Below are 11,748 nucleotides of genomic sequence, written 5' to 3' on the forward strand. Positions count from 1 at the left end.
CCCGAGCACCGCCAGCGCGGGTCCCAGCACCGCGATGGCTCCGTGCGCGAACCGCAGCCGGTGGAAGAAGAACCCTCCCGCCGCGTACCTCGGGGACTCCTCCGTGCCGAAGTTCTCGTGCAGCCTCGACAGGTTCAGCTTCAGGAACGCGGGCGGCTCCCACGGCCACATCACCCGGTGCTGGAAGAAGCCCAGCGCGGCCGCCAGCAACCAGCCTCCCGCGGTGATGCCTCCCAGCAACGCCCACGGCACCCCCAGCGTCCCGATGCACGCCACCGCCGCCGCCGCCACCGTGTCCAGCGCCTGCCCGTACCTCGCGCCCCTGGGCCACTTTGCCGCCGCTCCCGTCAGCAGCGCCACCGCCGGGGACAGGAGCTGCCACAGGCACAGCGTGACGCTCGCCAGCACGAACGCCCGCACGTCCTTCTCCAGCCTCAGCCGCTTCGTCACCGCCAGCGCCAGGGCCAGCGCCGTGGCAAGGATGGCGCCCGCCTGGAGCACCGCCTCCGCCAGCACCAGCCCCACCGCGTAGAGCCCCAACACCGCGGTGACCGCTGTCAGCCAGCGCCCGCCAATCACCGTCCTGGAATCCATGCTCATTCTTGTGCTCGGCCCTCGCGCGGCCTTCGGACCCTACCTCACCCTCTGGGGACCTCCACCGCCGACCTTCCCCTCTTCCCGGACAGGCCCCGGAATCCGGGGCGGTGGCGGCCCTCCAGCGACTTCGCCGCGCTTGACGTTGGCGGCGCGGACAGGCACCCGTTAGTCAGGCCCCCTCTTCTCCAGGGTCCGAACCTGCCGCCATGCGCACCACCCACCGACCGTTCACCACCCTTGCTCTCGCGCTGAGCCTCTTCGTGGCCGCGCTGGAGATGACCGTCGTCTCCACCGCCATGCCCACGGTGGTCAGCGACCTGGGCGGCATCCAGAGCTACGCGTGGGTCTTCACCGCGTACATGCTGTCGTCCACCATCACCGTGCCCATCTTCGGGAAGCTCGCGGACCTCTACGGCCGCAAGCCCATCATCCTCTTCGGCAGCACGCTGTTCCTCGCGAGCTCCATCGCCTGTGGGCTCTCCACGTCGATGCAGATGCTCATCGCCTTCCGCGCCCTCCAGGGACTGGGCGCCGGGGCCATGCAGCCCATCGCCATCACCATCGTCGGCGACATCTTCACGCTGGAGCAGCGCGCGAAGGTCCAGGGCGCGTTCAGCGCGGTGTGGGGCATCGCCGGCCTCGCGGGCCCGCTCACCGGTGGCCTCATCGTGAAGCACCTCACCTGGCACTGGGTCTTCTTCCTCAACATCCCCATCGGCCTGGCCTCGATGGCGTTGCTCATCGTGTTCTTCCACGAAGAGCTGAAGCGCAAGGCGCGCGCCCGGCTCGACTTCGCGGGCGCGGCGCTCCTGTGCGGAGGCGTGGTGGCCCTGCTGTTCGGCGTGCAGGGGACCGGCCGCACGCTCTTCGCCCTGCCTGTCGCGGGCGTGCTGCTCACCGCGTTCGTGTTCGTGGAGCTGCGCGCCCCCGAGCCCATCATCCCGATGAGCCTCTTCAAGATTCCCACCATCGCCATCTGCTCCCTGGCGGGTGCCCTCTTCTCCGCCGCCCAGTTCGGCGCCACCACCTACGTGCCGCTGTACGTGCAGGGCGTGCTCGGCGGTTCGGCCACGATGGCGGGCGGGATGATCACCCCGATGATCGTCGGCTGGCCGCTGGCGAGCGTCATTGGCGGCAGGCTGATGCTGCGCATCGGCTTCCGGCCGCTCATCGTCGGCGGGCTGGGCCTGGCCACGGTCGGCACCGCGCTGATGGCGCTCATGCTCAAGCCCGGCGCGCCGCTGCTCGTGCCGCAGATCGCCATGGGGCTGTTCGGCGTGGGCCTGGGCTTCGCGGCCATGGCCACCATGGTCGCGGTCCAGATGAGCGTCGGCTGGGAGCTGCGCGGCGTGGCCACGGCCAGCAGCATGTTCTTCCGCACCATCGGCGGGTCGCTCGGGGTGGGCGCGATGGGAGGCGTGATGGTGGCGCAGCTCATGAAGGACCCCAGCGTCCCGGTCAGCGCGGCCACCGAGCTGCTCGGCCCCGAGCATGGACGCGGCCTGTCCCCCGCCGTCCTCGAGACGCTCGGCGGCGCGCTGAACCACGGCCTCAGCATCAACTTCTGGATCATCTGCTCGGCGATGGTCGCCGCGTTCGCCGCCGGACTGTTCTTCCCCAAGCTGAAGCAGGCCACCACGCCAGCGAACACCGTGGACGTCCCCGCTCCTCACTGAGGCGCCGGCTCCAAGGCCCATCGCTGTCGGAAAACCGACGCGTCTGACTTTTCCCGTCAGGGGGATTGCACGACGCGCGAGGGCTGGAGTCTGGTCGCTCCAACCATTCGCGCGGGGGGAAGACACGCATGCCGGGACCGCTGAGTGAAGCCGAGCTGGAGAAGATGGACGCCTACTGGCGCGCGGCGAACTACCTCTCCGTGGGGCAGATCTACCTGAAGGACAACCCGCTCCTGGAGCGGCCCCTCACGGTGGAGGACGTCAAGCCGCGCCTGCTCGGACACTTCGGCACCACGCCCGGCCTCAACTTCATCTACGTGCACCTGAACCGCATCATCCGGCAGCACCGGGCCAACATGATGTATGTGATTGGCCCCGGACACGGTGCCCCCGGCATCATCGCCAACACGTACCTCGAAGGCTCCTACACGGAGCTGTATCCCAACATCGAGCGCAACCGCGACGGCATGAAGCGCCTGTTCCGCCAGTTCTCTTGGCCCTACGGTGTCCCCAGCCACGACGCCCCGGAGGTCCCCGGCTCCATCAGCGAGGGCGGCGAGCTGGGCTACTCGCTGCTCCACGCGTATGGCGCTGTCTTCGACAACCCGGACCTCATCGTCCCCTGCGTTGTCGGTGACGGCGAGGCGGAGACGGGCCCGCTCGCCGCGAGCTGGCACTCCAACAAGTTCATCAACCCCATCACCGACGGCGTCGTGCTGCCCATCCTGCACCTCAACGGGTACAAGATCGCCAACCCCACGGTGCTCGCGCGCATCGACCCGGACGAGCTGGAGGCCCTCTTCCGCGGCTACGGCTACCAGCCCTACTTCCTGGAGGGTGATGACCCGAAGACGATGCATCAGCGGATGGCCGCGCTACTCGATGAGCTCTACGCGGAGATCCTCCGCATCCAGCGCCACGCGCGGGAGAACCACGACGCCACCCGTCCCCGCTGGCCCATGCTTGTGCTGCGCACGCCGAAGGGGTGGACCGGCCCGCATGAGGTGGATGGCAAGCAGGTGGAAGGCACCTGGCGCTCCCACCAGGTGCCCCTGGAGGAGGTGCGCACCAACCCCGAGCACCTGAAGATCCTCGAAGCGTGGCTCCACGGCTACCGGCCCCGCGAGCTGTTCGACGCGAACGGCACCCTGCGCGAGGAGCTGGCGGACGTCGCGCCCAAGGGCCGGCTGCGCATGGGCGTCAACGCCCACTCCAACGGCGGGCAGCTCCTCGTGCCGCTCGTGCTGCCGGGCTTCCGCGACTACGCGGTGGACCCCGGCACCCCGGGCTCCAAGGAGGTCAGCGCCACGCGCGTGCTGGGCGGCTACCTGCGGGACGTGATGCGCCACAACCTGGGCACCCGCAACTTCCGCCTGTTCGCGCCCGACGAGAACGCCTCCAACCGGCTCCAGGACGTCTACGCGGTCAGCGGCAAGGCCTGGGATGCGCGGCTGGAGTCCACCGACGAGCATCTCTCCGCCGACGGACGGGTGATGGAGGTCCTGAGCGAGCACCTCTGCCAGGGGTGGCTGGAGGGCTACCTGCTCACCGGACGCCACGGCCTCTTCTCCTGCTACGAGGCGTTCATCCACATCATCGATTCGATGTTCAACCAGCACGCCAAGTGGATCAAATCCGCGAAGGAGCTGCACTGGCGCAAGCCCATCGCGTCGCTGAACTACCTGCTCAGCTCGCACGTGTGGCGCCAGGACCACAACGGGTTCTCCCATCAGGACCCGGGCTTCATCGACCACGTGGCCAACAAGAAGGCGGACACGGTGCGCATCTACCTGCCGCCGGACGCGAACACGCTCCTGTCCGTGGCGGACCACTGCCTGCGCTCGCGCGACTACGTGAACCTCATCATCGCGGGCAAGCAGCTGTCGCCCGTGTGGCTGGACATGGAGAGCGCCGTCCGCCACTGCTCCACGGGCATCGGCACGTGGGACTGGGCCGGCAACGACGACGGCGACCCGGACGTGGTGATGGCCTGCGCGGGCGACGTGCCCACCCTGGAGACGCTGGCGGCGGTGACGGTGTTGCGCGCGTGGGCCCCGGAGCTGAAGGTGCGCGTCGTCAACGTGGTGGACGTGTTCACGCTGGCCCCGGTGAGCGTCCACCCGCATGGCCTGAACGAGGAGGACTTCAACCGCATGTTCACCCGGGACAAGCCCGTGGTGTTCGCCTTCCACGGCTACCCGACGCTCGTGCACAAGCTCACCTACAACCGGGCCAACCACGGCAACATCCACGTGCACGGGTTCAAGGAGGAGGGCACCACGACCACGCCCTTCGACATGACCGTGCTCAATGACATGGATCGCTTCACGCTGGCGCTGGCGGCCATCCGGCACACGCCCGCCGCGCGCCACCGGCTGGACGACGCGGAGCAGCGCTTCTCCGAGGTGCGCCAGCAGCACAAGCTCTACGTGTCGGAGCACGGCGAGGACATGCCCGAGGTGCGCGACTGGAAATGGACCGCGCGATGAGCGACGCCGTGCTGGTCATCAACAGCGGTTCGTCGTCGCTGAAGTTCGGGCTCTACGCGGAGCATGCGGGCCAGGAGACCGTGCGGTTCAAGGGCAGCACGAGCCACATCGGCGCGGAGCAGGGCCGGCTCGTGCTGAAGGACGGTGAAGGCAGGCAGGTGCGCGCGGTGGACGTGCGGCACCCGTCGCAGGAGGACGCTTTCCGTGAAGCCGTGCGGCACCTGGAGGAAGCAGGGGCGGAGCAGCCCCGGGCCATTGGACACCGGGTGGTGCATGGCGGGCCCCGGCTGCGGCAGCACCAGGCCCTGACGCCGGAGGTGTTGAAGACGTTGGAGGACGCGACGCACTTCGCGCCGCTGCACATCCCCGCGGCGCTCACGCTCATCCGGGCGGCGGCGCGGCGCTTCCCGGGCGTGCCGCAGTTCGCCTGCTTCGACACGGCGTTCCACGCCACCCTGCCCCCCGTCGCCTCGACGCTGCCCCTGCCCCTGTCGGTGCGTCAGCAGGGCGTGCAGCGGTACGGCTTCCACGGCCTGTCCTACGAGTCCATCGTCGCGAGGCTCGCGCCTGGTGTGCCCGCGCGCACGGTGGTGGCGCACCTGGGCAGCGGCGCGAGCCTGGTGGCGCTCGACCATGGCCGCTCCGTTGATACGTCGATGGGCTTCACGCCCACGGGCGGCATTCCCATGGGCACCCGCACGGGCGACCTGGACCCGGGCGTGCTGCTGTACCTCATGCGGGTGGGCGGAATGGACGCGGCGGCGCTCGAAGCGATGGTGAACCACGACGCCGGGCTCCGGGGACTGTCGGAGGGCACCAGCGACATGCAGGCCCTCACGCGCGATGCAGCGGCGGGCCACGCGCCCGCGGCACTCGCGGTGGACGTCTTCACGCGCGGCCTCGCGAAGACGGTGGGCGCCTACGCGGCGGTGCTCGGTGGACTGGACCTGCTCGTGTTCACGGGCGGCATCGGGGAGAACAGCGCGACGGTGCGCCAGCGCGTGTGCGCGACGCTGGGCCACCTGGGCATCACGCTCGATGCGCGCCGGAATGACGCGAGCGCGGAGGTCATCTCGGCGGAGGGGTCCGCGTGCCTCGTGCGGGTGCTGCCCAGTGACGAGGAGGGACAGCTCGCCCGGCATACGCGCAGACTGCTGCGCGGCTGAGCGGCTCATGCGAGCCTGCCCTGTCACCGCACGGGCTGGCTCGCGCGCCACCTGGACTGGGAAACACGGCCCCGCTCCGCAGGGACCGCCCTCCTACTTCGCCGCGCTCCGCCTTCGCGGCAGGTAGAGCAGCCCCTCGCGGCGCAGCCACAGCGCCGCCGCCACCAGGGTCAGCAGCGTCGTGGGCATCCACGCCGCCACCGCGGGTGCCAGGCGTTCGGTGAGCACCAGCGTGCGCGACACCACCATCAGGCCCCACATCGCCACGGCGATGAGCAGACCCTCCACCACGGCCGCCGTCAGGTGTCCTCGCCGGTTCGTGCGCAGCGCGAGCCCCACCGCGAGCAACGCCGCGGGCAGCCCCGCCAGCGGGTACGCGAACCGGTTGTGCCACGCGAGCTGGAAGGCCCGCGTCGCCAGGCCCACCTCCGCGCGCGCGCCAATCTGCTCTCGCAGCTCGCCCAGGCGCATCTGCTCCGGCCGGCCCGGGCGGATGCGGAACGTCGTCGCACCCACGCCCAGCTCGTACTCGGCGCTCGGCTGCTGATGCACCGCCGTGCGCCCGTCCTCCGTGAAGGTGCGCTCCACCACGTCTGTCAGCTCCCAGCGCGTGTCCTGGAGCGAGCGCATCCGCACCGCGTCCACGCGACGGCGCAGCTTGAACTCCGGCGTCAGCGTGAAGATGGAGACGTTCTCGAAGCCCTCCTGCGGGTTGCCGCCTCGCAGGAAGAAGATGGTGTCGCCCCGGCGGAACCACTGCTTCGGCGTGTAGTACAGGCGCCAGTCGCCCCACCGGTTGAAGCGCTGCGTGGTGATCTCATCCACGCGCCGGCCCGCCCTCGCGGCCACCGTCTCGTCGAACAGCACCAGCCCCAGGCACGCCACCAGCGCGCACAGGCCCACCGGCAGGTAGAGCGCCGCCGGCCCGAAGGTGAGCGCCCGGAGCGCCGTCACCTCGCCCTTCTTGCGCAGCGCCGACACCGTGGTGCCCGCCGCCAGCAGCAGCGCCGCCGGCCCCAATTGCTGCACCGTCACCAGCGCCTTGTAGCCGTAGAGCTTGAGGACGTCCCATACCCAGCCCTCGCCCCCGTAGGCCTTCGCGCGGTCCACGAAGTCCACCACCAGGAACACGGCCACCACGCCCGCGAGGATGCCCAGCGTGTAGCGCACGTACGCGCGCACCACGTAGCTGAACAGCGTGCCCCTCATCGCACCGTTCCCGAGCGCGTCACCCGGTACAGCGCCACCGCGCCCACCACCATGAACAGCACGTTGGCGAGCTGCCCCGCGACGAGCACCGGGAGCTGGCCCTTCTGCCCCATCTGCTCGAACGCGCGGCTCAGCAGGTAGTACAGGACGTAGCCGCCCAGCGTCAGGAGATACCCCCACGCCCGGCCCGCCTGCCTGCGGCCGATGGCCAGCGGCGTGCCCAAGAGCGCGAACGCCACCGGCGCCACCGCGTTGCCCAACCGGCTGTGCAGCGCCATCAGGAACGGGCGCGGATCATCCCGGCGCTCCTCCGCGTCCTTCGCCGCCGCCATCAACTCCACTGGCGTCAGCTCCTCCTTGGGCGAGCGGAACCGGTTGCGCCGCGACAGCGACCCGCCCAGCCCCACGTTGATCTCCGCTTTCTCGAAGGCGACGACGCTGGCGTCCACGGCGGAGCGGTTGGCGCGGTGCACCTCGCCCTCCTTCAGCTCGATGGTCAACGCCTCGCCCCGCGCCGACGTGCCCACCCGGCCCTTGTGCGCCAGCACCAGCAGCGGCGAGCTGGGGTCGCGGTCGTCGTGCAGGAGCACGTTCGTCCACCCTCCCCCGTTGGGCGCCACCCTCTGCGCGTACAGCGTCAGGTCGCTCAGGTCCTCGTAGAAGACGCCGGACTTCACGTCGCCCGCGACGTTCTTCTGGATGACCTCGCCCACCAGCTCCTTCACGCCGGTGAGGCCCCAGGGCTCCACCGTGGACGTGAGCAGCACCATGAACGCGCTCAGCGCCAGCCCCACGCCCAGCGGCGCCGCCAGGAGCTGGAGCGGGCTGATGCCCAGCGCCTGCAGCGACGTCAGCTCCCGGTCCTCCCCCAGCCGCCCCAGGCCCAGGAGGATGGCCAGCAGGAACGCGATGGGCAGCGCCATCACCAGGAAGTGCGGCGCCAGGTACGCGATGAGCCGGCCCAGGTCCCCGAGCGTCACCGCCGAGCCCAGCAGCACGTCCGTGCCGCGCAGGAACTGCATCACGAACAGCAACAGGAACATGAACGCCACCCACACGAAGAGGGGGACGAGCAGCTCCCTGAGCAGGTAGCGCGCCAGCAGCTTCACGGCCGCGCCCGAAGCCCCCGCGCGCCGATGTCCCGGCGGAAGTGCTTGCCTTCGAAGCGCACGAGCTCCGCCGACGCCAGGGCCCGCTCGCGCGCCTTCGCCAGGTCATCCGCCCGAGCGCACACCGTCATCACCCGTCCGCCCGCCGTCACCAGCGCTTTGTCCTGCTTCGCCACGCCCGCCAGGAACACCGGCGCGTTGAACGGAATGGCCTCCAGGCCCTCGATGCGCTGGCCCTTCTTCGGCGCCTCCGGGTAGCCCTCCGCCGCCAGCACCACGCCCACCGACGCGCCGGGGTGCTGCGCCAGCGTCCGGGGCTCGAGCGTGCCCTTCGCGCACGCGTCCAGGAGCGGCAGCACGTCCTCGTCCAGCTGCATCATCAGGACCTGCGCCTCCGGGTCCCCGAAGCGCGCGTTGAACTCCAGCACCTTGGGGCCCGAGGCCGTGAGCATCAGCCCCGCGTACAGCACCCCGCGCAGCGGCGTGCCGCGCTTGCGCAGCACGGCCAGCGTCGGCGCGATGACCTGCTCGCCCACGCGCGCGAGCTCTTCGGCGGTGAGGAACGGCGCCGGGCAGTACGCGCCCATGCCGCCGGTGTTGGGGCCGGTGTCGCCCTCGCCCACGCGCTTGTGGTCCTGCGACAGCGGCAGGAGCACGTAGCGCTCGCCGTCGCACAGGGCCATCAGCGACACCTCCTCGCCCTCCAGCAGCTCCTCCAGCACCATCCGCTGGCCCACCTGCCCCAGCGCCGCCACCGCGCGCACCGCGTCGCGCGCGGCCTGCGCGTCCGGCGCGACGATGACGCCCTTGCCCGCGGCCAGCCCGTCCGCCTTCACCACGATGCGGCCCTGCTGGACGGCGTACGCCTCCGCCTCCGCCGCGTCGGTGAAGACGCGGAAGGCCGCGGTGGGCACGCCCGCCTCCGCCATGATCTCCTTGGCGAAGGCCTTGGAGCCTTCAATCCGCGCGGCCGCGGCCACGGGGCCGAAGCACGGGATGTCCACCTGCGCCAGCGCGTCCGCCACACCCGCGACGAGCGGCGCCTCCGGACCCACCACCACCAGGTCCACGCCCTCGCGGCGCGCCAGCGACACCACCGCCTCCGGCGAGTCCGCCTGCAGCGGCACGTTGGTGCCCCACCGCGCCGTGCCCGGGTTGCCCGGGCCGCAGATCAGCCGGGACAGGCGGGGACTCTGCGCCAGCTTCCATGCGAGCGCGTGCTCGCGCCCGCCCGACCCCAGCAACAGGACCTTCACGTCAACCTCGCTCGTCCAGCTTGAAGAGCAGCTTCTTGGCGGGGAAGCAGGAGGGGTCCAGCCCCACCACCTTCTCCAGCATCGCGCGCGCGACCTCCGGCCGCGCTGCGAGCTCCAGTTCCGCCAGCTTCGTCTGCGCGGACAGCATCGTCGGCGCCACTTCCAGCACGGAGCGCACCGACCGCTTCGCCCGCTCCACGTCCCCGGCTGCCGCCTGCGCGAGCCCCAGCGACAGGCGCGCCACCGGCAGGCTGCGCTCCAGGGCCACCGCCTTCTCCGCGAGCTCGAGCGCCTGCGCCGGCTTCGCGTCCAGCGCGAGGAGCGAGCGGTAGGCCTGCGCGGAGCCGTTGTTCGTGCCCGTCTCCACCACCGAGCGCAGCAGCCGCTCCGCGCCCTGCCGATCCCCCTGGTGGAAGCGCACGAGGCCCTCGTACAGCAGGGGCTGCACGTCGTCCGGACGACCGCCCAGCTCCTGCACCACGTTCTCCACGCCGGCCAGCGTGTCGCCGGGCCGCAGCCAGAAGCGCGTCAGCGCGGGCCTGGGGGCCGGGCGCAGCGGGTCGAAGATGCGCGCCTCCAGCACGGGGTAGAACAGGCGGAAGGACTCCTCGCGCTTCTTCGCGGTGGCCGCCGCCACGCCCGCGAGCAGCTGCGCGTCCAGGCGGCGCGGGTCCAGCTTCCCCGCGGCGAGGAAGCGCTCCTGCGCTCCCGCCGGGTTCTGCTCCAGCAGCAGCACCCGGCCCTCCAGCACCTGCTCCAGCGCGGGGTCCTCCAGCCGCCCCTGGAAGCCCTTCAGGTGCTCACGCGCCCTGGGCGCGTCCTTGCCCGCCAGCGCCACCAGGAACAACTGCAGGTGGGCCTCCGGCAGCGCCGGCACGACCTTCAGGGCCTCGTCCGCGGCCTTCACCGCGCCGTCGGCGTTGCCCGCGGTGCGCTCCGCCGCGGCCAGGTGGACCCAGATCTCCGACGCGTCACGCGGGCCATAGCGGGACACGCCCTTCGCCAGGGCGCGCAGCTCGCGCACCGCCTCGCGCGCGTTGCCTTCCGCCTGGTAGCGCAGGACGGCCAGCGCGAGCGCGCTGCGCAGGTCCCCCGCCTTGCCCTTCGCCTTCGCGCGGTCCTCGTACAGCTTGCGCGCGCGGCCCGTCTCGCCGACCTCCACGTAGATGCGGGCGGACGCCTCCAGGCTGTCCCAGTCCTGCGGATCCAGCTCCAGCCGGCGGCCCAGCAGCTTGAGCGCAAGGCCGTACTGGCCCGCCTCCTCGTGGGCAAGCGCGCTGTAGTAGTCCACGCGCTTGAGCTTGGGCGCGAGCCTGCGGGCCTCGTCGAAGTCCTTGTTCGCCAGCTCGCGCGACGTGGCCACCTTGGCGCGGCCCAGCACCAGGTAGGCCTCCGCCTTCTGCGCGTCGGTGGCATCCGGGTGCGCCCGGGCCGCGTCCGCCAGCTGGGTCGCCTCTTCCAGGTGGCTGGACTGCCGCGCGCGGGACAGCAGCAGGTTCGCGTGCGCGACGAGCAGCCCGGGCAGCTTGCCGACGGTGGACTCGGTGGCCTGGATGAGCTCGCGCGCCTCCTGGAAGGAGTTGTCGTCCATGCCGGGACCGCGCCCGAGCGCCAGCGCCTGCACGTAGCCGGCGATGGCGTCGGTGCTGCGCGGGTCCAGGAGCACCGCCTGCTGGAAGGACTCCTCGGCCTCCGCGTATGCGACGCGCTGGTCCTTCGCGAGCTGCCGCTGGCCTTCCGCGAGGTGGTCCGCGCTGGTGCCGGTCAGCTCCAGGAACTGGAGCTTCCACCGGCCCACCGCCGCCATCACCTCCGGGGACACGGGCGCGGGCCCCTGCGGACGGGAGGCCTTGAGCGCCGCCTCCTGCCGGGGCTTGTAGAGCAGGAAGTAGCCAGCCGCGGCGCCGCCCCCGAGGAGCACCAGCACGACCAGGCCCGCGGCCAGCGACCGGACGCCGCCGCCGGAGCCTTCACGCTGGGCGCTGCGGACCGGCGCGGCCGTCAGGTGCGAGGTGCGCGCGGGCTTCACCGAGCTGATGCGCGAGTCCGGCGACAGCGCGGTGGCGCCCGCGAGCCGGGGCTCGTTGCCCGCCGCCTGCGCGCCTCCGAGGAGGTCCAGGTCTCCCCCGGACGACGCGGCGGAGGGATCCAGGTGGCTGAGCATCGGCAGCTCGAGGTCCTCTCCCCCCATTGCGGAAGGGGACGGCGCCGGAGACTGCGGCTCCACCACCACCGAGGCTTCGCGC

At 71.5% G+C, this 11,748-nt stretch carries 7 protein-coding genes and 1 pseudogene; 3 read left to right on the top strand and 5 right to left on the bottom strand.

Going from position 1 to position 11,748, the window contains the following annotated elements; all coding sequences use genetic code 11:
- Positions 1-594: pseudogene (locus tag D7V93_RS26070) on the bottom strand (O-antigen ligase domain-containing protein); the annotation flags it as partial.
- 209 nt (positions 595-803) lie between these two features.
- On the opposite strand from D7V93_RS26070, the gene D7V93_RS26075 reads away from it, so the two are divergent.
- The 3 genes from D7V93_RS26075 (at position 804) to D7V93_RS26085 (ending at position 5,928) form a co-directional block, all read left to right on the top strand.
- Positions 804-2,273, top strand: a complete 1,470-nt coding sequence (locus D7V93_RS26075) for an MDR family MFS transporter (protein ID WP_120645974.1) — start codon at positions 804-806, stop codon at positions 2,271-2,273.
- A gap of 128 nt (positions 2,274-2,401) precedes the next feature.
- On the top strand, positions 2,402-4,762 hold the full coding sequence (locus D7V93_RS26080; protein WP_120645975.1) for a phosphoketolase family protein: 2,361 nt from the start codon (positions 2,402-2,404) through the stop codon (positions 4,760-4,762).
- Positions 4,759-5,928, top strand: coding sequence for an acetate/propionate family kinase (locus D7V93_RS26085; RefSeq protein ID WP_120645980.1), 1,170 nt, complete (start codon positions 4,759-4,761; stop codon positions 5,926-5,928). The genes D7V93_RS26080 and D7V93_RS26085 overlap by 4 nt, the downstream gene beginning before the upstream one ends.
- Before the next feature lie 93 nt (positions 5,929-6,021).
- On the opposite strand, the gene D7V93_RS26090 is transcribed toward D7V93_RS26085, so the two are convergent.
- From D7V93_RS26090 to D7V93_RS26105, 4 genes are all read right to left on the bottom strand, one after another.
- Positions 6,022-7,137: an LptF/LptG family permease gene (locus D7V93_RS26090; RefSeq protein ID WP_120645976.1), complete on the bottom strand. Its 1,116-nt coding sequence runs from the start codon at positions 7,135-7,137 to the stop codon at positions 6,022-6,024.
- Positions 7,134-8,246, bottom strand: a complete 1,113-nt coding sequence (locus D7V93_RS26095; RefSeq protein ID WP_120645977.1) for an LptF/LptG family permease — start codon at positions 8,244-8,246, stop codon at positions 7,134-7,136. The genes D7V93_RS26090 and D7V93_RS26095 overlap by 4 nt, the downstream gene beginning before the upstream one ends.
- Positions 8,243-9,502, bottom strand: a complete 1,260-nt coding sequence (gene purD / locus D7V93_RS26100) for a phosphoribosylamine--glycine ligase (protein WP_120645978.1) — start codon at positions 9,500-9,502, stop codon at positions 8,243-8,245. Before purD ends, D7V93_RS26095 begins: the two co-directional genes overlap by 4 nt.
- Before the next feature lies 1 nt (position 9,503).
- Positions 9,504-11,748 (bottom strand): tetratricopeptide repeat protein (locus D7V93_RS26105; protein WP_208723154.1); only part of this gene is annotated, 2,245 nt, incomplete at its 5' end.

Source organism: Corallococcus llansteffanensis (genome assembly GCF_003612055.1).
GTDB lineage: Bacteria > Myxococcota > Myxococcia > Myxococcales > Myxococcaceae > Corallococcus > Corallococcus llansteffanensis.

Coding starts and splice junctions, on each gene's coding strand:
- D7V93_RS26080 (WP_120645975.1), top strand. CDS start 2,402: ATGCCGGGACCGCTGAGTGAAGCCGAGCTGGAGAAGATGGACGCCTAC.
- D7V93_RS26085 (WP_120645980.1), top strand. CDS start 4,759: ATGAGCGACGCCGTGCTGGTCATCAACAGCGGTTCGTCGTCGCTGAAG.
- D7V93_RS26090 (WP_120645976.1), bottom strand. CDS start 7,137: ATGAGGGGCACGCTGTTCAGCTACGTGGTGCGCGCGTACGTGCGCTAC.
- D7V93_RS26075 (WP_120645974.1), top strand. CDS start 804: ATGCGCACCACCCACCGACCGTTCACCACCCTTGCTCTCGCGCTGAGC.